This window comes from Arthrobacter sp. AOP29-A2-19 (genome assembly GCF_058138025.1).
The window spans coordinates 3123280-3146424 of sequence record NZ_CM176894.1 but is presented as its reverse complement, the minus strand read 5'-3'; the positions used below and the strand labels follow the sequence as shown (position 1 = coordinate 3146424).

Here is a 23145-nt window from a genome sequence, read left to right as displayed (position 1 = left end):
GATTTCCCCTCGTGTGAGTTGGGACACGCTGGTAGCCGGGCGGGAAATCGCGCCCCACGGGCATCGTCACCGCACCCACGAAAGGTACCTTGTTATGGAGAACGTCTCAGGGCGGACGGGACGGCGGCCCACGTGGCGCGCCGCGACCGCCGTCGCCATGGGCCTGCCGCTCATCGTCACCATGGGCCTCGGCGCCCAGCAGGCAACGGCGGCACCCCAGCAGGACACGACGGCAGTGGCCGTCACCCCCCAGGCCTTCGAGGCCGGCAACTACATCGTCGTCCTGAAGGACGCCCCTGTGGCCAGCTACGACGGCGGGGTCGCCGGCATCGCGTCCACAAAGCCGGACCGCGGCGAGAAGCTCAACGTCAAGGCGCCGAACGTCAAGGCCTACGAGGCCCACCTGAAGAAGCAGCACAAGGCCGTCGCGGCAACGCAGGACGTGTCCGTGCAGCGCGAGTTCACCACCGCCGTCAACGGCTTCCAGGCGGACCTCTCCGCGGGCCAGGCGCAGGAGCTCTCCAAGGACAAGAACGTTCTCTCGGTCAGCGAGAACGTCCAGTTCGCGCCCGACTACACCTCCACGGACTTCCTCGACCTGCGCGGCAACAAGGGCGTGTGGAAGGACCAGTACAAGGGTGAGGCGAATGCCGGCAAGGGCACCGTCGTCGGTGTCATCGACACCGGCTACCTGCCCAGCAGCCCGTACCTCCAAGGCGCGGAGGTTTCCGCGCTTCCGGGCAAGAAGAAGGCCAAGGTCGGCGAGCCGTACCTGGCGGCCGACGGCCAGATCGCCATGCTCAAGTCGGACGGCACCGTCTTCAAGGGCGAGTGCGAGGTCGGCGAGGGCTTCGACGGTTCGCTCTGCAACGACAAGGTCGTCTCTGCGCGCTACTTCGCCGACGATTTCGTCAAGTACGTGCCCGTGACGGAGCGCGCGCCCGAGGAAGTCCTTTCGCCGGTCGACGTCGCCAGCCACGGCACCCACACCGCCTCCACGGCCGCCGGCAACAACGGCACCGAGCAGTCGGTCAACGGCCGCGACTTCGGCACCGGCTCCGGCGTGGCCCCGGCCGCAAAGGTCTCCGTCTACAAGATCTGCTGGGAGGACAAGGACCCGGACACGGGCGGCTGCTATTCGTCGTCGTCCGTCCAGGCGATCGAGCAGGCCATCATCGATGGCGTCGACGTCCTGAACTACTCCATCTCCGGCAACAACAACTCCGTCGTCGACCCCGTGGCCATGGCGTTCAAGAACGCCGCCGCCGCGGGAATCTTCGTCGCCGCCTCGGCCGGCAACTCCGGACCGACCGTCTCCACCGTCAACCACGCCTCGCCGTGGTTGACCACGGTCGCCGCCGCAACACACTCGGCGGAGCTCACGGGCACGGTCGAGATGGCGGATGGCACCAAGTACCGAGGCGTCTCCGTGGCGTCCAACGAGGTGCTGGACACCGAGGTGGTGCTCGCCGCCGATGCCGCAGTCGCCGGCGCCGCGAACGCCAACCTCTGCCTGCCCAACACGCTCGATCCCGCCAAGGCCGAGGGGAAGATCGTGGTCTGCGACCGCGGCAGCAACGCCCGCGCCGAAAAGTCCATCGTGGTCGGCGCCGCCGGCGGCGCCGGCATGGTGCTGGTGAACGTGACCGCCGGTTCGGAGGATTCCGACATCCACGCCGTGCCGACCGTCCACATCTCGGATCCGGCCATCAAGACCCAGGTCGCGGCCAACCCCGGCATCACCGCCTCGATCCGCATCACGGACACCACCGGGCTTGCCTCGGTCACGTTCCCGCAGATCGCCGCCTTCTCCTCCCGCGGACCCTCGCTGGCCGAGAACTCCGACCTGCTCAAGCCCGATCTCGCCGCCCCCGGCGTGAACGTGCTGGCCGGCGTCGTCCCCGCCGCGTACAACGGCGACAACACGGGCTTTATGTCCGGCACGTCGATGGCCGCACCGCACGCCGCGGGCATGGGCGCCCTGATGCTGGGCAAGTACCCGCTGTGGTCCCCGGCCTCGGTCAAGTCGGCCATGATGACGACGGCGTACGACGCGGTCACGGCCGACGGTTCGGCCGATCTGGACAACTTCGCCACCGGAGCCGGCATGGCCGACCCGTCGGCGATGACCGCTCCGGGCCTGGTCTACGACAACAACGTTGACGACTGGAACGCGCTGTTGGACGGCAAGCTCGAGGCGAAGAACGTGAACGTCGCCTCGTACGCGCTCGGGAACCTTATCGGCGAAACCACCGTCACGCGCACCGTCACCGCGGTCACCCCGGGCACCTACACGGCCTCGGCCGATGTTCCCGGCGTAGACGTCACCGTCAGCCCCGCGAAGCTGAGTTTCAAGAAAGCCGGCGAGTCCCGGGACTTCACGGTCACCTTCAAGCGCACGACGGCGGCGGCGGACCAGTTCACGCACGGCTCACTGACGTGGGCGCTCGCCGGCAAGGGCAACAAGGCCGGCACCACGGTGACCTCCCCGGTCAGCGTCCGTCCCGTTACCGTCCAGGCACCGGCGGTGGCCACGTTCGAGTCCGCCACCGGCAAGGGCTCCGGGACCATCGAGGTTGTCGGAGGCGTCGACCAGACGGTCGGGCTGGCCGTCGACGGCCTGGCCAAGGGCGACAGCACGGCCACGGAGAAGTTGCCCGGTGGCACACCCTCCACAAAAGCCGACGCGTCCAACGACGTGAAGACCGTGACGGTCGCACCGGGCACCAAGTCTGCGACCTTCGCGGTCAACGCCGACGACGCCGCGGACGACTGGGACATGTATGTGATCACCCCGTCCAAGTCGGTCATTTCAGTGGGCACGGCCTCCGCCAGTGAGCGCCTCGTCCTGAACGCGCCGGACGCGGGCGAGTACACGCTGATCGCCAACCTCTTCGCCACGTCCGACGGACAGTCCGCGAAGGCCAGCATGGACTTCGTTGGTCTCTCCGGCGACGCCGGCAACCTGGTTGTCTCCCCGGACCCGCTGGCGCTGGTCAACGGCGAGCCCAAGTCCATCACCGCGGCATGGTCCGGACTCGAGTCCGGCGTGTACTTCGGCAACCTGGCACTGGGCGACACCGGCAAGACCATCGCCGTCCAGGTCTCGGTCGGCGGCACCCCCGCGCCGGCCGACTCCCCGGTTGTTCTGACGGGCGACGAGGCGGCCAAGCTGCCGCAGTCCACCCTGAAGTAGGGCCGCAGGGCAAAACAGGCACCTCACGGCGGTGGCCGCCGGACTTAGGTCCGGCGGCCACCGCTCTTCTGCGGGCTGATTACCTGTGGGCGAGCGTCTCGTCCGACCGACGGCGTGGGTTGTAGGATTGTCTGCATCAGGACAACCTCCCGGACCGGAAGATCAACGCCATGGCCACGCGCAGCCCGCTCGAACCCCTTCGGCAGGAGTCCACGCCGGAAATCATCGCCCGAAAACTCCGCACCGCCATGGGCAACGGCGAGTTCAGGCCGGGTGAGCAACTCGGCGAGGCGGAACTGGCCCGTCAGCTGGGCGTGAGCCGGGGTCCCTTGCGGGAGGCCATGCAGCGACTGGCGCAGGAGGGGCTGCTGGTCAGCATCCGCAACCGCGGGTTGTTCGTCGCCCAGCCGACGGCCGCCGACGTCTCCGACATCTACCTGGCCCGCACCGCCGTCGAGCGCTCGGCATGCCTGAAGATCGTCGAACTCGACGCGCGGCACCCCGAGGTTGCCCCGGTGCTGGAGGATATCGTGGCGCGGATGGAGTCGCTCGTGGAGTCGGGCACGGCGGATCCGCGCGCGCTGACGGAACTGGACATCGCGTTCCACGAGACGCTGGTGCGCCTCGCCGGAAGCCCGCGACTGTCACGCATGCACGCCACACTCGTCACCGAGACGCGGATGTGCCTGGCCGCCCTCGAGGACACCGGCTACACGCCCGAGGACCGGATCAACGAGCACCGCGGCATCGCCCGCGCCCTGGCCGCGGCGGACGTGCCTTTGCTGCACAGGCTGTTGGCACGCCACATGGACAGCGCCGTGGAGCAGATCGCCGCGCACCTGTTTGGCAGGACCGACGCGGTCTAGTCTCCCCGGCCCCTAGCGCGCCAGCGCCTTGCCCGCGTCCGCCTTCTGCCGGTTCACCCGCACCCACTTGGTGCTCGGGAAGCCCACCGACTCGGGATCGCCCGGCAGTTCCTCGTGGCGCAGGGAGGCCTGCGCCGTCTCACGCATGCAGAGGATGCTGACGAAGCCGACAACGCCGGCGATGGCAAGGTACCAGCCGGGGATGAGGTTGTTGCCGGTGGACTCCACCAAAGCGTTCGCGAACGTCTGCGACGGACCCGCGAAGAACGCCGTGGAGAAGTTGTAGCCGATCGCGAAGCCCGTGTAGCGGACGGCCGTGGGGAACAGCGCCGGGAGCGTGGACGACACGGACGACACCAGGATCACCAACAGCAGGCCGAGGACCGCCAGTCCGATGAACTGCAGGAACAGGTTGCCCAGGCCCAGCAGCATGATGGCGGGCACGGACAGCACCGCGTAGCCGCCCGCCGCGGCGAGCAGCAGCGGCTTGCGCCCCACCCTGTCCGAGAGGGCGCCCATGGGCGGGATGGCGACGAGCATCAGGGCCATGATGCCCACCAGCATCCAGTTGCCCTGCGCGGTGCTGTGGTCCAGTTGGGTGCTCAGATAGGTGGGCATGTAGCCCAGGATCAGGTAGAACGCCACGTTGAGCAAAACGACGAATCCCATCAGCACCAGGATCTGGCGCCAGTTGCGGCGCAGGACATCGCGGATCGGTGACTTGGTGGTCTCGTGGGACTCGCTGGCCTCGGAGAACACCTGCGGCTCGCCGAGGCGGGTCCGGATGTACAGGGCGGTCAGGCCCAGCGGCACGGTGAGTAGGAAGGGCAGGCGCCACCAGCCGTCCATCATGGCCTGTTCGCCGACGATGGTGACCAGCGACGTGCAGACGATCGCGGCCAGGATAAAGCCCACCGTGGTGCCGAATTCCAGGAACGAGCCGAGGAAGCCGCGGCGCCGATCGGGGGCGTACTCGGCCATGTAGACGGCCGCCCCGCCGTATTCGCCGCCCGCGGAGAAGCCCTGGACCAGACGGCAAAGCAACAGCAGGACGGGTGCCAGGGCACCAACCGCGGCGATGGTCGGCAGCAGGCCGATCGCCCCCGTGGCCACGGTCATCATGGTCACGGTGAGCACCATGACCTTCTGCCGGCCGATCCTGTCGCCCAATGGCCCCAGCAGGAGGCCGCCGAGCGGCCGCACGAGGAAGGAAAGTGCCAGTGTGGCCAGCGTCAGGGTCACGCCCAAGCCGCCGTCCCCCTCCTCGGAGCCGAAGAAGTTGACCGCCATAAAGACGGTCAGGTAGCCGTAGACCCCGTAGTCGAACCACTCCACCGCGTTGCCGAGCGCGGATCCGAGGATGGAGCGCCTCAGCGCATTCTTGCCCTCCGCGGTCTGCGGCTCGGCGCCGGGCGCGTTGGAGTCCTCCACGCTCGTCTCGCCGCCCATGGGATGCTCGTTCATCTGGTCCTACCTTCCGTCTGGACCCGCGGCGGTGCCGGGGCGCGGTTCTCGGTTGGGTTGAGGGTGTTTGGTTCCGTGGCACCCGCGGCCAATAACCGGTGTGCGAGCAGGGCGTAGGCGCGGGCGGCCGTCGCCAGTTCCGACAGGCCGACGGACTCGTCCGCCTGGTGCGCCTGGTCGTTCAGGCCGCCGGGCCCCATAACGATGGTCGGCACTCCGAAGTCCCGGGCAATAAATCCGCCGTCGCAGGCGGCCGTCCAGCCCGTCACGCGCGGGTCCGTTCCCGCGTCGCGCATGGCCCCGGTGGCGGCGCGGACCAACGGATGGTCCGGCGGTGTGGAGAAGCCCGGCATGGCCATGGTGACCTCCGCGTCGACCCGGATGCCGTCGCCGTCGATGCCCGCCGCCGAGATGCGGCGCAACAGGTCCGCGCACAGTTCGTCGGCGTCCTCGCCGGGCATCAGACGGCGGTCCAGCGACAGCCGGCACTCGGGGGCGACGATCGACGTCCCGCGTCCGCCCTCGATGACGCCGACGTTCCACGAGCCCGCCCCGAGCAGCGGATCCGGGTTGGCCTGCAGTCTCCGGTGGTCCTCGCCGACCAGCGCGCAGATGCGGGCGGCGGCGTCGATGGCGTTGCGCCCGTCTCCCGGCCGGCCGGAGTGGGCCGCCCGCCCGGTCACGGCGATCTCCAGGTAGCTGTCGCCCCGGCAGGCGATGACGGTCTCCAGGTCGGTCGGCTCGGCGACGACGCACGCGGCGTAATCATGGGGCAGTCCCGAGCGGGCGAGCGCCCGGATGCCCAGGCCCAAGTCCTCCTCGTCCACGGTGCACACCAAAGTGACCGGTCCGGTTCGTGGTGCCCCGCAGGCCCGCAGCGCGGCCATGGCGGCCAGTACGGCCGCGAGCCCGCCCTTCATGTCGGTCGCGCCGCGGCCGTACAGGCGTCCGTCCTCGATCGCGGGGGTGAAGGGTTCCCTGCTCCAGCCGGGGCCGGCGGGAACAACGTCCGAATGGCCGAGGAAGAGGATGCCCCCGGCGCCGCCCGGTGGCGCGGTGTTGCCCGGAAGCGTCGCCGTGAGGTTCGGCCGGTCGGCGGCCACGTGGTCCAGCCGGACCTCGAACCCCAGGCGCTCGGCGGCAATCGCCAAGACGTCGACCGTCGCCCCCTCCGATCCCCCGGAATTCTCTCCGCCCGCCGCGATCAGTCCCCGCGCGAGCTCCACCATGGCATCGACGTCGACCGACTCAACCAGCAGGGCCTCCGCCGGCGTCAGGCCCTGCGCCCGGGGAGCGGTCACGTGCCCACCAGTTCGGCCCGCGCGAGGTCCAGGGCGCCGGCGAGGCGCCGGATGCCCTCTTCCGTGCGCTCCGGGTCGCTGGAGGCGAAACACAGCCGGAACGCGTCGGGGAACCGGCCGCCGGCGGAGAGCGCCGGGCCGGGAATGAAGGCCACACCCTCGGCCAGGGCGATCTCGAACAGCCGCCGGCTGTCCACCGCGGCGTCGGGCCCCAGCAGCGTCACCCAGAGAAAAAAGCCGCCTTCGGGGTCCGTGGTGCGGACCCGCCCGGCCAGGTGGCGCCCGATGCTGTCCATCATGGCCGCCTTGCGGCTCCGGTACTCGCGACGCAGTCCGGCCAGGTGGGCATCCAACCCGCCCCTCCGGATGAACTCCGCGACCACGTGCTGGGCGGGAACGTTGGTGCAGGTGTCCATGGCCTGTTTGGCATTGATCACCAGCTGGCGCAGCGACGGATCGGCGTCGACCCACCCCACGCGCAGTCCCGGAGCCAGGATCTTGGAGAACGTCCGGACGGAGAAGACCAGGGGATCCTCGCCGCTGAGCTCGCGGAAGCCGGGAAGATCCTCGCCGGCGAAGCGCAGCAGGCCGTAGGGGTCGTCGTCGATGATCACGGCGTTCCAGCGGCGGGCCAGCTCGATGAGCCGGACCCGCCGTGCGGTGGAGAGCGTGGTGCCGGACGGGTTCTGGAAGTTGGGGATCGTGTAGATCGCCTTGGGCGCCCGCCCGCCCGCCTCGACGAGACGCTCGAGTTCGTCGACATCGAGACCGTCGGCGTCCATGGGAACCTCCAGCAGCTCCGCCCCGTAGCTCAGGGCGGTGGCCGATCCGTTCGTGTAGGTCGGGGATTCGACCACCACGAGGTCGCCTGGGTCGACGAAAAGCTTGAAGGCCAGGTCCAGGCCCTGCATGCCACCCGACGTGATGGTCACGCGCTCCTCCGTGGTCGCCTCCGGCGTCGAGGCAAGGTAGCCCAGCAGTGCGGCGAGCAGCCTCGGCTCGCCCTCCGTCGCGCCGTAGGTGTACGAGTCGGCGTCGTGCAGGGTGGCGGCGATGTCATTGAAGACCCCGACGGGGACAAACTCGTGCGCCGGCGAACCCATGGCGAACCGAACGACGTCGTGCTTCTGGGCGGCGAGCAGCGACGTGCTGGAATCAATGACCGAGCCGACCAGCGTGTCCGCTCGGGCCGCCAGGGGAAGTTTGGTTGTCCTCATGTGCCGTCCTTCGGATTGTCGTGGCGTTGACCCCCGACGCCGGCGGGGACCAGCCCGCGGCCGAAGGCCGTGAACTGCTCCACACCGGATCCGGTCACGCGGATGGATTCGGAGACCTCGTAGCCGTAGCCGTCCATCCACATGCCGCAGATCAGGTGGAAGGTCATGTTTTCCCGGAGGACGGTTTGGTCCTCGCTGCGCAGGCTGATGGTCCGCTCGCCCCAGTCCGGCGGATAGCCGATGCCGATGGAGTAGCCGATCCGTGACGGCTTCTCGTAGCCGTACTGAAACAGCGCGAGGTTCCAGGCCTGGGCCAGGTCGTAGACCGGGACGCCGGCAGCAACGGTGTCGAGCACGGCCGCGAGACCATGGTCGGCGGCTTCCGCGAGGCGCTCCAATCTGGCCGACGGCCTGCCCGCCACGAAGGTCCTGGCCATGGGCACGTGGTAGCGGTGGTGGGCGCCGGCGAGTTCAACCACAACGGCCTGATCGGCGCGGATCGGATCGTCGTTCCAGGTCAGGTGGGGGGTGTCGGCCGATGCACCCGTGGGCAGCATGGGCACGATGGCGGGGTAGTCGCCGCCCTCCTCGGGGCTGCCGCCGATCTGTGCGGAGGAGATCGCTGCGGCGACGTCGCACTGGCGGACGCCGACGTCGATCGTCTCCTCGGCCGCGCGCATGGCCAGCCCGGTGACGATGGCGGCCCGGCGCATCAGAGCGATCTCGGTCGGCGACTTCACCACGCGGACCCAATTCACGAGTTCGAAGCTGTCCACCAGGGTCCATTCCGGGATGGCGTTCACAAGCGCCCGGTAGGCCTTGGGCGTGAAGAAGTGGGAGTCCATCTCCAACCCGACGCAGCCGCGGGACGCCTTGGCGATGAGGTGGCGCTGGCGCATGGCGTAGGCGACCCAATCGAAGGGGTGCACGTGCGGGCGCTGGACATAGCTCTCCGGGTAGCCAACGATGTTTTCGGGCGCCAGCCACGTGGTGCGGAACGCCCCGTTCGCGTCCATCTCCCGCGCGTAGAGGACCATGTCGCCCTCTTGCGGAACGAATACGAGTTGCGGGGTGTAGAAGGACCACGCGTTGTAGCCGGTGAGGTAGTAGATGTTGGCGGGGTCCGTGACGATCAGCGCGCTGAGCCCCTGCTGTTCCATGCGCGCCCGCACCGCCGCGAGCCGGGCGCCGAATTCCTCGGGGGTGAAGACCTGTTCGGCGATGCCCTCTTCGGTCATGCGCTGTCCTTTCGGCTGGGCGCCTCCGCGGGGAAGGCACCTCGGCGACGCGACGTCTCCGGTAGATTGTTGACAATCCTAGGGGTGGGTCGGGGGGGAGGCAAGGGGTGGGGCTGTGGCGTTGTTGATCACGCCGGAGCTCGGGGGTCCTAGCGCGGCATGGCCATGTACTTCGTCTCCAGGAACTCGTCGATGCCCAAGCGGCCGCCTTCGCGACCGAGCCCCGAGGACTTGATGCCACCGAAGGGCGCCGCGGGATTGGAGACGATTCCGGTGTTGAGTCCCACCATGCCAACCTCAAGGGCGTCGCCCACGCGGAATGCCCGGTCCAGATCTGACGTGAACAGGTAGCCGGCGAGGCCCCAGGGGGTGTCGTTGGCCAGGCGGACAACTTCCTCCTCGGTGTCGAACGCGATGAGCGGCGCGACAGGCCCGAAGATCTCCTCGGCCATCAACTTCGCGTCCGCGGGCACATCGGCCAGCACCGTGGGCCGGTAGAAGTAGCCCGGACGTTCGGGCCGCGAGCCGCCGCACAAGACCCTCGCGCCGCGGGACACGGCGTCGTCGACGAGCTCCGCGACCTTGTCCAGCGCCTTGCGCTCCACCAGGGGCCCGACGTCGGTGCCCGCCTCGGCGCCGTCGCCCAGGGACAGCGACCGCATGCGGGCAGCCAGGCGCTCGCCGAACTCCGCGGCCACCGTGCGCTGCACGAAGATCCGGTTGGCCGCCGTGCAGGCCTCGCCCATGTTGCGCATCTTGGCGGCCAGGGCCCCCTCGACCGCGCGGTCCAGGTCCGCGTCCTCGAACACCAGCAGCGGGGCGTTTCCCCCGAGCTCCATGGACGAGCGCATCACGTGCCGCGCGGCCTGCTCCAGTAGCCGGACGCCCACGCCGGTGGACCCGGTGAAGCTGACCTTCCGGGCGATCCCGCTCTCCATCCACGGGGTCACGACCGCCGCCGCGTTCGAGGTCGGGACCACGTTGAGCACCCCGGCGGGCAGTCCCGCCTCGACGAGGATGTCCACCAGCGCCAGCGAGGACAGCGGCGTCAGGTTCGCGGGCTTGAACACCATGGTGCAGCCGGCCGCGATCGCCGGGCCGATCTTCCGGGTGCCCATCGCCAGCGGGAAGTTCCACGGGGTGACCAGCACACACGGGCCCACCGGCTCCCGGGTCACCATGATGCGGTTCTTGCCGTCGCCGGTGGTGGTCATGTCCCCGCCGACGCGCACGGCCTCCTCGGAAAACCAGCGGAAAAACTCGGCGGCGTAGGCGACCTCGCCCCTCGCCTCGGCCAGCGGCTTGCCCATCTCGGTGGTCATCAGGAGCGCCAGCGGTTCCTGGCGCTCCATGATCAGATCGTAGGCGCGGCGCAGGATCTCGCTTCGCTCCCTGGGTGGCGTGCGGCCCCAGGAGGCCTGCGCCCGGCCGGCCGCCTCGATCGCCAGGCGCGCGTCCGCGGCATCGCCGTCGGCCACGGAGGCGACGACTTCCTCGGTGGCCGGATTGACGACGTCGAACCTCCGGCCGGACGCCGACCCGGTCCAGTTGCCGTCTATGAACAGCTCGGTCCGGAGCCCGGCAACGGCCGGAATCTCATGGTTCTGGAGGGTGGTCATGGGTCTCCTTCGGTTGTTCGTGTCCGGGCGGGCGGCGGATGCCCCTTCCCGGGTCCAAGAGTTCGGCCAGGTGGCGGCCGGACCGCGCGGGATCGAGTTGCCCGACCTGCATGGTGCAGGAAAATCCGTCGGCCAGCACCGGCACGTCGCCGTCCGATCCGGCGAGGGCGGGGGCCAGGGCCTGCTCGGCCACCTTCATCGAGATCTCGTAGTGCTCCTTCTCGAAGCCGAAGTTTCCCGCCACGCCGCAGCAGCCCGTCGCCTCCACGACGTCCGGGACGCCAAGTGCCGCGAGCGCCTTGCGCTGGGTGGTGGCGCCGAACACCGAGTACTCGTGGCAGTGCGTCTGCACCACCACACTGCGCGGCAGCGGAGCGGAGGGGATGGGCAGCGTTCCGGCCGCGGCCAGCTCCGAGGCGTGGCCCGCGAAGCTCCGGATCCGCGCCGCGACGCGCTTCGCCTGCTCCGTGTGGACAAGCTCCGGCAGGTCCTTCCGCAGTGCCGCGGCGCAGGAGGGTTCGACGACGACGATCGGGCGGTCCGTGCCGTCGTCGAGGCTTGCTGCCGCATGCGCGAGCTTCCTCTTGGCAATGCCGAGCTGTCCCGTCGAGATCCAGGTCAGGCCGCAGCAGGCGTCCGCCGAGCACTCGACCGGGTCGCCCGATCCCGTCAGCACCCTGGCGGCGGCCCCGGCGACCTCCGGGCGGAAACCCCTGGTGAAGGTGTCGACGAACAGCACAACGCCGCCCGCTTCGGCCGCACCGTCCCGTGCGCGCGCGCCGGGAGGACGCGCCCCGGCGTCGTACACTTCGCGGCGCCACGCGGACGCGGCGGCGAAGCGCGGCATGGTCCGGTGCGGGGTCACGCCCGCTAGCGGGGCTAGTCGGGCCAGGGGCGTCGCCAGCGCCGCGTTGACCAGCGGGGCGATCCGTCCGGCGACCTTGAGCCAGCGCGGCAGCCAGCCGAGCGAGTAGTGGGCCGGCGGGCGGCGCCGCCCCGCGTAGAAGTGCGAGAAGAACTCGGACTTGTACGTGGCCATGTCCACGCCGGTCGGGCAGTCGCTGGAGCATGCCTTGCAGGAGAGGCACAGGTCCAGCGCCTCGCGGACCTCCTCCGACCGCCAGCCCTCGGCGACGGTGCGTGCGCCGCGGACCATGTCCTGAAGCACGCGCGCCCGTCCGCGGGTCGAGTCCTTCTCGTCGCCCGTGGCGCGGAAGCTCGGGCACATGACCCCGCCGGAGGGGGCGCGGCACCGGCCCACCCCGATGCAGCCCTGCAGCGCATGGACCCAGTCGTCCAGCTGCCCCGGATCGTCCGTCTCCGGGTGTGCCGGCTCGTTGTGTGCCCGGTCTCCGCCGCGGGGTCCCGTGTGGTGGCTCGCGAGCGGGCGGAGGTCGAAGCTGGTCCGCCATTCCCGCTCGGGCACGCCGTCCAATGACAGGTTGGCGTCGAAGGGATCGGGATCGGTCAGCGAACCGGGATTGAGGATCGCCGCCGGATCCCAGGCGGCGCGGAAGGCGCGGAAGGCCTCCAGGAGGGCGGGGGAGTACATCAGCGGCAAGAACTCGGAGCGGGCGCGCCCGTCGCCGTGCTCCCCGGAGAGCGACCCGCCGTGCGCCACCACCAGCTCGGCCGCCTCGTGGGTGAACCGGCGGAACACGCGCCGGCCGGCGTCGCTGCGCAGGTCGTAGGTGATCCGCACGTGCATGCAGCCGGCACCGAAGTGCCCGTACATCACTCCCGTGAGACCGTGCCGCGCCAAGAGGTCGCGGAAGTCGGCCAGATAGTCCGCGAGGTTCTCCGGCGCCACCGCCGAGTCCTCCCATCCCGGCCACGATTCCCCGCCGGTGTGCAGGCGCGAGGACAGTCCCGCGCCGTCCTCGCGGACCCGCCACAGGCTGGCGCGCTCGGTGGGGTCGGGCACGGCGCGGCCGTCGACCATCCGGCCGTTCGCGTTGAGCGCGGCAAGCAGCCGCTCCGCCGTGTCGGCGACCTCCGTGCGGTTCTCGCCGTCCAGGCCGATGTAGAGCCACGCCCGGCCCGCGGGCAGGCCGGTCACCGAGTCGTCTCCCCGGCGGAAGCGCATGGTTTCGACGATCGCGTCGTCGATTCCCTCGACGGCGGCCGGATCGAAGCCGAGGATCGTTGGCACGTCGCGCGCGGCCTCGACGACGTCGGGATAGCCGACGCACAGGAGCAGCTCGCTCGCCGGCTTGGGAACCAGGCGCAACCGGGCGCGGACGATGACGGCGCACGTCCCCTCGGAGCCCACAAGCGCCCGGGCCACATCGAACCCGCGCTCCGGCAGCAGGTGGTCCAGGTGGTATCCCGAGACCTGGCGCTGGATGCGGCCGAGGCCCACGCGGAACTCCGCCAGGTGGGCCGCGGTGAGCGCCTCCAGTTCGCGGGACAGTCCCTCGGCCCGGAGGACCGAGGCGGCGTCGCCCGGGTCGGTGGCGCGCAGGCCGGCGCGGTGCGCCGTGAGCCGGGCGCCGTCGGAGAGGACCACGTCCAACTCCTCGACGTGGTCGCTGGTCCGGCCGTGCCGCACCGAATGGTTGCCGCAGGCGTCGTTGCCGATCGCGCCGCCGACCGTGGCGCGGGTCTTGGTGGAGGGATCCGGCGCGAAGGTAAGCCGGCCGCCGGTGCGGCGCTCGACGTCGGCGGACAGGGTCGCCAGCACCACGCCGGGCTCCACCTCGACCGTCATCGCGTCCTCGTCGATGGCGCCGATCCCGGTGAGGTGGCGGGAGAAGTCCAGGACCACTCCGGGGCCGATGGCGTTGCCCGCCATCGAGGTGCCGCCGCCGCGGCCGATCAGGGGCGTGCCGGCGGCGCGGCACGCGGCGACGGCGCGGACGACGTCGTCCGCGGAGCGCGGGAAGACCACGGCGAGAGGCGGAACCCGGTAGTTCGAGGCGTCGTAGGAGTACTCGGCGAGGCGCCGGGGGCCGCTCTCCGGCGCAAGGTTCGCCGCGCGCAGGAACTCCAGGACGGACTTTCGGCCGGTTGCCGGTTGGGCGGCGAGCGCGGGCGTGGCCGTCATCGGGGCAGCGGCTCCCCGGCCGGTGACGCGCGGAACACGGGCGCCTCTGTGGCGGCATCCGCGACCGCGTCCAGCGCGGCCTCGAAGCGGGCCAGCCCGGCGTCGATCTCCTCCTCCGTCACCACGAGCGCGGGGATCAGGCGGACCACGTTGCCGGCGGGACCGCAGGTCAACGTCAGGAGGTCCTGTTCGGTGGTGGCCCGCTGGACGGCGGCCGCGGTGTCCGCGTCCGGGGTTCCGTCCCCGCGGGTGAACTCGATGCCTTGCATCAATCCCAGCCCTCGCACGTCACCGATGGCGGGGAAGCGGTCCCGTAGGCGCACCAGACCCGCCTGTAGCTGGTCTCCGCGGATCCTGGAGTTCTCCACGAGCCGCTCTTCCTCGACGACCTGCAGCGTGGCTACGCCCGCCGCGGCGGACACCGCGTTGCCCCCATAGGTTCCGCCCTGGGAGCCGGGCCAGGCCTTGGACATGGTGTCGGCGGACGCCGCGATCGCGGAGATGGGGAAGCCGGAGGCGATGCCCTTGGCCGTGACGAGGATGTCCGGCTCGGCGGAGGAAAACTGATGGCCCCAGAAGCGGCCCATGCGCCCGACCCCGGCCTGGACTTCGTCGACAATGAGCTGGATGCCGTGGTGCGTGGCGCGTTCCCGCAGGCCCTCGAGGAAGGCCGGCGGGGTGGGAAGGTAGCCGCCGTCGCCGAGCGCCGGCTCGATCAGGAACGCGGCCGTGTCGTTGGGGGCGGTGCGGGTCTGCAGGAGATAGTCCAGCTCCCGCAGGGCGAAGGCGACGGCGTACTCCTCGTCCCACCCGTAGCGGTAGGCGTAGGGGAACGCGGACATGTGCACTCCCGCCATCAGTGGCGCGAAGCCGGCGGAGAAGCGGGTCCCGGCGGTGGTCAGCGACGCCGCGGCGACCGTTCGGCCGTGGAAGCCGCCCTGGAAGACAACGATGTTCGGGCGCCCGGTGGCCATGCGGGCCAGGCGGACCGCCGCCTCGACGGCCTCCGAACCAGAGTTTGCGTAGAAGACGGAATCCAATCCGCGGGGCAGGACCTCGCCCAGCTTGTCCGTGAGATCCAGCAGCGGCCGGTGCATCACGGTGGTGTATTGCGCGTGGATGATCTTCCCGGTCTGCTCCCGGGCCGCGTTGACCACTTTGGGATGGCAATGGCCCGTGCTGGTCACGCCAATCCCCGTGGTGAAGTCCAGATAGGCGCGACCGTCCACGCCGTGGATCCAGGAGCCCAAGGCATGATCCACCAGCACGGGCGTTGCTTGTTTCAGGACGGGGCTCAGGCTTGTCATGGGTTCCATGGTGCGCGTCACTCCGGATGATTGTCAACAATCTACCGGTGGCGTAGCGTGGAGGGGTGACACAGACCCAAGGCAGGCCCCGCGTTGTTGTCCTGACGGCCCCCGATGTCCCGCCGCCACACAATCTCGAGGCCGTCCGCGGGCGGGCCGAGGTCGTCCTGAGCGACGCCGGGCACCTCCGGCAGGCGCTCGCGGGTGCCGACGCCGTACTGCTGTGGGACTTCTTCAGTTCGGCGCTGAGCGATGCCTGGGCTGGAGCGGACCGCCTTCGATGGGTCCACGTGGCCGCGGCTGGGGTGGACGCCATGCTGTTCGACGGCCTCCGGGAGTCGGACGTGGTTCTGACCAATGCGCACGGCTACTTCGACGTCCCCATCGCCGAGTTTGTGCTGGCGTCGATTCTGGCGCACCAGAAGCAACTGCACGGCAGCAAGGACCTGCAGCGCTCTGCCGTCTGGAGCCACCGGGAATTGACGGCGACGAACGGGTCGCGCGCGCTTGTTGTCGGGACCGGCGGGATCGGACGCGCCACGGCGCGGCTGCTGCGCGCCGTCGGCATGCAGGTCCGCGGGGCGGGAACGGCGGCACGGGAGGGCGATCCCGACTTCGGCACCGTCGTCGCCAGCGCCGACCTGCCCGCACACGTCGGGTGGGCGGATCACGTGGTGCTGGCGGCCCCACTCACCCGGCACACCCGGGGCCTGCTGGACGGGCGGGTGCTTGGCGCGATGGCGGCGCACGCGCACCTGGTCAACGTGGGCAGGGGCGCGCTCGTGGACGAACCGGAGTTGGTCCGCGCACTGAGGGAGGGCCGGATCGCGGCGGCGTCGTTGGACGTCTTCGCCGTCGAGCCCCTGCCCGCGGGGCACCCGTTCTGGGCCATGGACAACGTCCACGTCTCGGCGCACATGTGCGGTGACGTGTCCGGGTGGCGGGACGCCTTGGCCGACCAGTTTCTGGACAACCTGGACGCGTTCGTGGCGGGGCGGGGGCTCTCGAACGTGGTGGACAAGGACCGCGGGTACGTCCCCTCGCGCTGCGGTCGGTGATGCTCCGGCGGCGGCAGATCGGTCAACCGGCGCGTCCCACACCATCGCACCCGGATAATGGGCCGATAACACGCCGGTGACGCGCCGATAACGCGGTGACGTGAAAATGTCTGGGTGTGATGAGTCCGCGGCCCGGTCAGCGAGCCGGGTTGCCGTCGGTTTGCTGCCACGACACCGAGATGGACCACGAGGCCGGCCCTGCGCCCTCTGCGACAAAAAGAAACACCCACCACGGAACCCGAGCCCCGGCACCCGCCTGCGCGAGCCGGGGTTGCGCCGGCCGCGGTGGCGGCGCCGCCCACACCCGCGGCCCCGGCACCGTCGCGGAGAGCCATCGGTGTCGACGTGGCCCGTGCCATCGCGCTAATCGGCATGATCTCGGTCCACGTCTTCCCGGAGGAGGGTGACGATGGGGCCATGGTGCCTGCGTATGCCATCTTCGGCGGACGGGCCTCGGCGCTCTTCGCCGTGCTGGCGGGCGTCTCGATCGCGTTTGTGGAGCGGCGCTCCCGCGGCGAGCTCTCCGGGCGCTCTCTTGCGGCGGACCGGGCGGCCCTGGTGGTCCGCGGCCTGCTTCTGTTGTTTGCCGGCCTGCTACTGGGATACCTGGACGCGCCGATCGACGTGATCATCCCCTACTTCGGGATCCTCTTCTTTCTGGCGGTGCCGCTCTACGCCCGGTCGTCGCGGACCCTGTTGATCACGGCCGCCTTCTTCGCCGTCGTGGGGCCGATCGTGTTGCACCTCTACGGCTCAGCGATCCTCGGCGACCGGGTACCGGATCCCAACTACACACTTGCCTCCGTGGCGAAAGACCCCCTGCCGTTCGTGGCAGATGCGCTGCTGACAGGCTATTACCCGGTCATCCTCTGGATGGTCTACATCTGCGTTGGTATGGTCATCGGTCGTCAGGTATTGACATCCACAAGGACCGCCGTGTTGCTCGCGGGGTGGGGGGCCGCGCTAGCTGCCAGCACTTGGGCGCTTTCCAAGTTCCTCTTAGGCCCCGCCGGAGGCTTCGAACGTCTCGTGGCGGCCACCCCGGAACTCACCCGGGAGGACATTGCCTACAACGTGGCCTATCGACCTGACGTGACGTTGATGCCGGACACCACCTGGTGGTGGCTGGCGACCCTGTCGCCGTACTCTCACACCCACTTAAACATCCTTCACAACCTCGGCTCCGTGGTCGCGGCCTTCGGCATCATCCTGCTGCTCACGAGCAGGGGAGGCAAAGTCTTCACCCCCCTCGCGGCTATGGGGGCCATGTCGCTGACGGTGTACTCCTCGCACTGCGTTTTCCTCTCCCTCGAAATCGTGGACGAGGAAAACCCGATGATCTCACTGTGGGTCCAGGTCATCTCGTTTATGTTGTTCGCCCTCCTGTGGCGCTCGTCCATGGGAAGGGGGCCACTGGAAACCATCATTTCGGACGCCAGCGACTGGGTCCGGAAACGCGTGCGGAAATCGCAGTCCGGGCAGACCCGGCGTGAGACAGCGAAAGGTGGAACGGCATGAGAACGCTGATTGTCGGTGCCGGGGCCACCGGCGGGTACTTCGGGTCGCGGCTTGCCCGGGCGGGGCGCGATGTGACGTTCCTGGTCCACCCCCACCGGGCGGACCAGCTGCGCGGGGGGCTGCGCGTCCACGGGCCGGGGTACGACGAGATCGTGCCGGTGCGGACGACCACGGCGGAGGAGTTGGACCGGACGTACGACCTGGTCCTGCTGATGGTCAAGGCCTGGTCGCTGGCGGCGGCCATGGAGGACATCGCCCCCGCCGTCGGGCCGGAGACCAACGTCCTTCCGCTGCTCAACGGCATGGCCCACCTCGATGCGCTCAACGGGCGGTTCGGCCGCGACGCCGTGCTGGGCGGGATCGTCCGGGTCGTGGTCACGGTGGCGCCCGACGGGTCCGTGTTCCAGATGAAGCCGCACGCCTCCCTGACCCTGGGTTCGCAGGACAGGCGGCAGACCGAACGCATCGCGCGGATCGGCCGGGAGGTGGACGCGCCGGGCTTCCGCTCGTCCATTGCCGGCGACATCCTGGCGTCCATGTGGCACAAGTGGGCGTTCATCACCGCGGGAGGAGTCATCACCTGCCTGATGCGGGGCACCGTGGGGAACGTCATGGCCGTGCCCGGAGGCAAGGACTTCGCCCTCGACGTCATCGAGGAGACCGAGCGCGTGGCCAAGGCCGCGGGCTACGCCGCTTCGGCGGCGGCCCACGCGGCCAGCCTGGAGATGTTCACGGAGGAGGGCTCGGTCTTCACGTCCTCGCTGTACCGGGACGTGGTCGCGGACGCCCCGCACGAGGGCGAGCATCTCCTCGGCGAGTACGTCGCAGTCGCGGAGCGGCTGGGCGTGGAGGTTCCGTTGACCCGCCTTGCCCTGACCCAACTCCGGGTGCACGACCAGGCCAGGCTCCTGGACCCCCGGAAGCAGGGGGCGATCCGGAGCGGGACGGGCTAGCGCCCGGTGCCGCCGTAGACGGTTGCCTCCGCCTCGCCATCGAGGTCGAAAGCGGCGTGGACGGCCCGCACCGCGGTGTCCAGCTTGTCCGCGTGGGTGACGATCGAGATGCGGATCTCCGACGTGGAGATCATGTCCACGTTCACGCCCGCCTTGTGCAGCGCGTCGAAGAAGCGGTAGGAGACGCCCGGGTTGGAACGCATGCCCGCGCCGATGAGGGACAGCTTGCCGACCTGGTCGTCGTATTCGATGCCCTCGAACCCGATCTCCGCCTGCGCGGACCGCAGCGCGTCCAGGGCTTCCTTGCCCTCGACGATCGGGAGCGTGAAGGAGATGTCGGTCTTGCCGGAGCCCGCGGTGGAGAAGTTCTGCACGATCATGTCGATGTTCGCGTGCGCGCCGGCGATGACGCCGAAGATCTGGGCCGCCTTGCCCGGGATGTCGGGGACGCCGGTCACGGTTACCTTGGCCTCGGAGCGGTCGTGTGCGACACCGGAGATGATGGGCTGTTCCATGGGTGCTCCCTCTTCGATCTTGATCTGGTCGTCGGGGCTGGGCAGCACCCAAGTCCCCTCTTTGTTGCTGAACGACGAACGCACGTGCAATGGGACCCCGAAGCGGCGCGCGTACTCCACGCAACGCAGGTGCAGGATCTTGGCGCCGGACGCGGCCATCTCCAGCATCTCCTCGGAGGAAATCCGGTCCAGCTTCTGGGCGGAGGCCACGATGCGCGGATCGGCCGTGTAAATGCCGTCGACGTCGGTGTAGATCTCGCACACGTCGGCCCCTAGGGCGGCGGCGAGCGCCACGGCCGTGGTGTCGGAGCCGCCGCGGCCCATGGTGGTGATGTCGTTGGAGTCCTTGGCCATCCCCTGGAAGCCGGCGACGATGGCGACGTAGCCGCGGTCGATCGCGCGGCGCACCCGGTGCGGCGAGACGTCGATGATGCGTGCCTTGCCGTGGATGGCATCGGTGATCATGCCCGCCTGGCTGCCGGTGAAGGACACGGCCTTGCCGCCGAGGCTGTCGATGGAGATGGCCAGCAGGGCCATGGAGATTCGCTCGCCGGCGGAGAGAAGCATGTCCATTTCGCGTGCCGGCGGCTCCGCCGTCAGCTTCCCGGCGAGGTCGAGCAGTTCGTCGGTGCTGTCGCCCATGGCGGAAACGACCACAACGACGTCGTTGCCCGCGGCCTGGGTCTCGATGACCCGGCGCGCCACGCGCTTAATGCCCTCGGCATCGGCAACGGACGAACCGCCGAACTTCTGGACAATCAGGCTCATGGGACAGCACACTCCACGGGGTAGGGATCGGATGCGGGGCGCCATGGTTGTAGGCGCGCACTTTTTTAGTCTAGCGAGACGCTTTCGGGCAGAACGGTTTCGTGACCGCAACGGGTCACATAGGCGGGGCGATGTCATCCCTGGGTAGGTCGTCACTGGCGCGCGGGCTGGGTAGCGTGGGCCGTATGTTGTCCGCGTGGAGTGTCCGCGCGGGCGGGCCGGGGGAGGGTATGGCGTGGCATTTGATGCGTACGACGGCGGAATAGTCGCCGAGGGTTTGGCTCGGGGCTTCGGCCCCGTGCGGGCCGTGGAGGAAATGGACTTCGTCGCGCCGCCGGGGGAGGTCACGGCGCTGATCGGCCCGAACGGGGCGGGCAAAACAACACTTTTGCTGATGCTCGCGTCCCTTCTGCGGCCCGATGCCGGGACCATCTCGGTGTGCGGCGTGGATCCGGTCAAGGATCCGCGGGCCGTGCGGGCGCTGCTGGGCTGGATGCCGGACACGCTGGGGGTGTGGGAAGCGCTGACGGCCCACGAGATTCTCAGCACCATGGGGCGGCTCTACGGGCTGCAAGCCGCGCCGGCCTCGGCACGCGCCGACGAACTCCTGGACCTGGTCAAGCTGGCTCCGCTGGCGAGGCAGCCGGCGCGCGTCCTGTCCAGGGGGCAGCAACAGCGTTTGTCGCTCGCGCGCGCCATGATGAACGATCCCGCCGTGCTCCTGCTCGACGAGCCGGCGTCTGGACTGGACCCGGGAGCGCGCATCGATCTGCGCAACCTCTTGCGCCGGCTGGCCGGCGAGGGGCGCACCGTCGTCGTCAGTTCGCACGTGCTCTCAGAGCTGGACGAGGTTGCGGACCGTGCGGTGTTTGTGGCGAAGGGGCGCACCCTGCGGATGCAATCCGTGGACGCCGCCGACGTGCAGAGCCGGCGCTACAGCGTGCAGTCGCTGGATCCCGCCGCGCTGTCAGCCGCCCTGTCCCGTGCGGGCGTCCCGTTCTCGCTGCCGGAGGCCCAGCGAAGGGTCGAGGCGCTGGTGAGGGTCTCCTCGGAGGCCGAGGCCGCGGCGCTACTGCGCGCCCTCGTGGACGCCGGGGTGGCCGTGACAAGCTTCGCCCCGGCGGCGGGGGCCCTGGAGGAGACCTACCTCAGCACCATGTCCGACGCACACGAATCAGGGAAGGGCGCACGATGAGCATCACGAGCAACGACACACAAGCCCGGACACCCTCGCCACGGCCGGGCCCGAGCCCATTGCGCTACCGCGACGCCGTGGGGGCGGTGCTTCTGCTGGAGATGAGGCAGCGACTGCGTTCCCGCGGGTGGTACGTGATGCTTGCCGTGTGGTTCGGGGTCATTGCCCTGGTGACCGCGCTGGCGGGGTATGTCGCCGGGTTCGAGGACGGCGTGGGGCAGGTGATGTTCGAGCTGGTTGTGGGATTTGTGCTGTTCTTCGGCCTGCTGGTGGCCCCGGCGCTCTCCGCCAATTCGATCACCGGGGACCGGTCCGCCGGGACGCTGGCCATTCTGCAGAACACCCTGCTGACGCCCGGCCAGCTGCTGTGGGGCAAGTGGCTGGCCGCCTGGTTGGCGTCGCTGGGGTTCCTGGTGGTGTCACTGCCGATGATCGCCTGGGCCATGTCCTATGGCGATGTGTATCTTCCGGCGGTGCCCGTGTTCGTGCTGATGACCGCCGTCGAACTGGGCATCGCGTGCGCGATCGGCGTCGGTGTCTCGGCGCGGTCCAGCCGTCCACTGTTCGCCATCGTCGCCTCCTATCTGCTGGTCGCGATGCTTGGACTCGGGACGCTCATTGCCTACGGACTCAGCCTCCAGCTGGTGCGCGAGGAGGCGCGGGCCTCGGAGCAGGTCTGGCCGGGCGATCCGTGGCCGGCGGTGGAGTACGACGCCAACGGACAGATCCTGGACGATCAGGGCCAGGTGGTGGAGGACCAGGACGCTGCATACCGTGAGCTCGACGACCTCAGTGCCGCGGCCCAGAGCGACCCCAACGCATTCGTCTGCTCGTCCTTCTCCTACGACGTCAGCATTTTCCACACCGAGCGCATCACCTGGCTGTTGGCGGCCAATCCCTTTGTTGTGGTCGCGGACGCGGTGCCCATGCGCGCACCGACTCCGGACACGAACGCCTTGATGGGCGCCGGACCCATGGGCGCCATCAGCGAGGGTGTGCGCGCCTCGCAGGCGGGCGGCATGGACCAGCAGCCATGCCTCAACGGTGAGAAGCAGGTCCTCACCACACCGGAGGTGGCGCCCGTCTGGCCGCTGGGCCTGGCGATCCAGTCCGCGCTGGCCGCCGGCCTCGTGGTTGCCGGGCGTCGTCGGCTGGTGACGCCGGCTGGCAGGCTTCCGACCGGGACGCGCGTCGCCTAGGGGCGCGGGCCAAGGGCCCTCGAGGGGCACGGCACGTCAGCCAATGGCGCTGCGGCGCCCCTCGAAGGCACGGCCCAGCGTGACCTCGTCCGCGTACTCGAGGTCTCCGCCGACCGGCAGCCCGGAAGCGAGCCGGGTGACCTTGATGCCGATGGTCTTGAGCATGCGCGCCAGATAGGTCGCCGTGGCCTCACCCTCGAGGTTCGGGTCGGTGGCGATGATGACCTCTTCGATCTTGTCGTCGTGGAGGCGGCCGAGGAGCTCCCGGATGTGCAGCTGGTCGGGCCCGATTCCCGCGATGGGATTGATGGACCCGCCGAGGACGTGGTAGCGGCCGCGGAAGGAGCGCGTGCGCTCGACGGCCATCACGTCCTTGGATTCCTCCACGACACAGAGGATGGTCTCGTCCCGGCGGGTGTCGCGGCAGATGTTGCAGGTCTCCTGCTCAGAGACATTGAAGCAAATGGAGCAGAACTTGACCTTGTCCTTGACCGCCCGGATGGCGTCGGCAAGCCGGTCCATGTCCTCGCGGTTCGCCTCCAGGATGTGGAAGGCGATCCGTTGCGCGGACTTGGGGCCGATTCCAGGTAGTCGGCCGAACTCGTCGATCAGATCCTGGACTGCGCCTTCGTACACAAAACCTCACACTGCAGGGGGTGGGACGGAACTACGGTGACTTCGGCGG

The 23145-nt window shown here is 69.7% G+C and carries 16 protein-coding genes; 7 read left to right on the top strand and 9 right to left on the bottom strand.

Annotated features, from left to right (window positions below):
* Positions 1-94: 94 nt before the first annotated feature.
* Positions 95-3196 (top strand): S8 family serine peptidase, encoded by a 3102-nt coding sequence (locus AC3ZJJ_RS14465; protein WP_489892516.1) that lies wholly within the window; start codon positions 95-97, stop codon positions 3194-3196.
* A gap of 170 nt (positions 3197-3366) precedes the next feature.
* The gene (locus AC3ZJJ_RS14460; protein ID WP_489892515.1) at positions 3367-4062 is read left to right on the top strand and encodes a GntR family transcriptional regulator; all 696 of its coding nucleotides are present in this window, start codon (positions 3367-3369) and stop codon (positions 4060-4062) included.
* A 12-nt stretch (positions 4063-4074) separates the two neighbouring features.
* Here the strand turns inward: AC3ZJJ_RS14460 and AC3ZJJ_RS14455 are convergent, their stop codons facing one another.
* The 7 genes from AC3ZJJ_RS14455 to AC3ZJJ_RS14425 all read right to left on the bottom strand — a co-directional run bounded on the left by AC3ZJJ_RS14455 (position 4075) and on the right by AC3ZJJ_RS14425 (position 15254).
* A complete protein-coding gene (locus tag AC3ZJJ_RS14455) occupies positions 4075-5526 on the bottom strand; it encodes an MFS transporter (RefSeq protein ID WP_489892514.1) in 1452 nt (483 codons plus the stop codon).
* The gene (locus AC3ZJJ_RS14450) at positions 5523-6827 is read right to left on the bottom strand and encodes a M20 family metallopeptidase (protein WP_489892513.1); all 1305 of its coding nucleotides are present in this window, start codon (positions 6825-6827) and stop codon (positions 5523-5525) included. Before AC3ZJJ_RS14450 ends, AC3ZJJ_RS14455 begins: the two co-directional genes overlap by 4 nt.
* Complete coding sequence (locus AC3ZJJ_RS14445) at positions 6824-8044, bottom strand: aminotransferase-like domain-containing protein (protein WP_489892512.1); 1221 nt, start codon at positions 8042-8044, stop codon at positions 6824-6826. Before AC3ZJJ_RS14445 ends, AC3ZJJ_RS14450 begins: the two co-directional genes overlap by 4 nt.
* Entirely contained in the window at positions 8041-9282 is a 1242-nt protein-coding gene (locus AC3ZJJ_RS14440; protein ID WP_489892511.1) for a M24 family metallopeptidase, read from the bottom strand. The genes AC3ZJJ_RS14445 and AC3ZJJ_RS14440 overlap by 4 nt, the downstream gene beginning before the upstream one ends.
* Positions 9283-9431: 149 nt before the next feature.
* The gene (locus AC3ZJJ_RS14435) at positions 9432-10901 is read right to left on the bottom strand and encodes an NAD-dependent succinate-semialdehyde dehydrogenase (protein WP_489892510.1); all 1470 of its coding nucleotides are present in this window, start codon (positions 10899-10901) and stop codon (positions 9432-9434) included.
* Positions 10879-13947 (bottom strand): FAD-binding and (Fe-S)-binding domain-containing protein, encoded by a 3069-nt coding sequence (locus AC3ZJJ_RS14430; protein ID WP_489892509.1) that lies wholly within the window; start codon positions 13945-13947, stop codon positions 10879-10881. The genes AC3ZJJ_RS14435 and AC3ZJJ_RS14430 overlap by 23 nt, the downstream gene beginning before the upstream one ends.
* Entirely contained in the window at positions 13944-15254 is a 1311-nt protein-coding gene (locus tag AC3ZJJ_RS14425) for an aspartate aminotransferase family protein (protein WP_489892508.1), read from the bottom strand. The genes AC3ZJJ_RS14430 and AC3ZJJ_RS14425 overlap by 4 nt, the downstream gene beginning before the upstream one ends.
* A gap of 65 nt (positions 15255-15319) precedes the next feature.
* On the opposite strand from AC3ZJJ_RS14425, the gene AC3ZJJ_RS14420 reads away from it, so the two are divergent.
* The 3 genes from AC3ZJJ_RS14420 to AC3ZJJ_RS14410 all read left to right on the top strand — a co-directional run bounded on the left by AC3ZJJ_RS14420 (position 15320) and on the right by AC3ZJJ_RS14410 (position 18783).
* Positions 15320-16312, top strand: coding sequence for a D-2-hydroxyacid dehydrogenase (locus tag AC3ZJJ_RS14420; RefSeq protein ID WP_489892507.1), 993 nt, complete (start codon positions 15320-15322; stop codon positions 16310-16312).
* A gap of 345 nt (positions 16313-16657) precedes the next feature.
* Positions 16658-17830 (top strand): heparan-alpha-glucosaminide N-acetyltransferase domain-containing protein, encoded by a 1173-nt coding sequence (locus AC3ZJJ_RS14415; RefSeq protein ID WP_489892506.1) that lies wholly within the window; start codon positions 16658-16660, stop codon positions 17828-17830.
* Positions 17827-18783, top strand: a complete 957-nt coding sequence (locus AC3ZJJ_RS14410) for a ketopantoate reductase family protein (RefSeq protein WP_489892505.1) — start codon at positions 17827-17829, stop codon at positions 18781-18783. The genes AC3ZJJ_RS14415 and AC3ZJJ_RS14410 overlap by 4 nt, the downstream gene beginning before the upstream one ends.
* On the opposite strand, the gene AC3ZJJ_RS14405 is transcribed toward AC3ZJJ_RS14410, so the two are convergent.
* Positions 18780-20066 (bottom strand): aspartate kinase, encoded by a 1287-nt coding sequence (locus AC3ZJJ_RS14405; protein WP_489892504.1) that lies wholly within the window; start codon positions 20064-20066, stop codon positions 18780-18782. The genes AC3ZJJ_RS14410 and AC3ZJJ_RS14405 overlap by 4 nt on opposite strands.
* 235 nt (positions 20067-20301) lie before the next feature.
* On the opposite strand from AC3ZJJ_RS14405, the gene AC3ZJJ_RS14400 reads away from it, so the two are divergent.
* Together AC3ZJJ_RS14400 and AC3ZJJ_RS14395 are read left to right on the top strand one after the other, a co-directional pair.
* Positions 20302-21261 (top strand): ABC transporter ATP-binding protein, encoded by a 960-nt coding sequence (locus tag AC3ZJJ_RS14400; protein WP_489892503.1) that lies wholly within the window; start codon positions 20302-20304, stop codon positions 21259-21261.
* Positions 21258-22460, top strand: a complete 1203-nt coding sequence (locus AC3ZJJ_RS14395) for an ABC transporter permease (protein ID WP_489892502.1) — start codon at positions 21258-21260, stop codon at positions 22458-22460. The genes AC3ZJJ_RS14400 and AC3ZJJ_RS14395 overlap by 4 nt, the downstream gene beginning before the upstream one ends.
* A gap of 36 nt (positions 22461-22496) precedes the next feature.
* Here the strand turns inward: AC3ZJJ_RS14395 and recR are convergent, their stop codons facing one another.
* Complete coding sequence (recR, locus tag AC3ZJJ_RS14390; protein ID WP_489892501.1) at positions 22497-23096, bottom strand: recombination mediator RecR; 600 nt, start codon at positions 23094-23096, stop codon at positions 22497-22499.
* Positions 23097-23145: the final 49 nt, after the last annotated feature.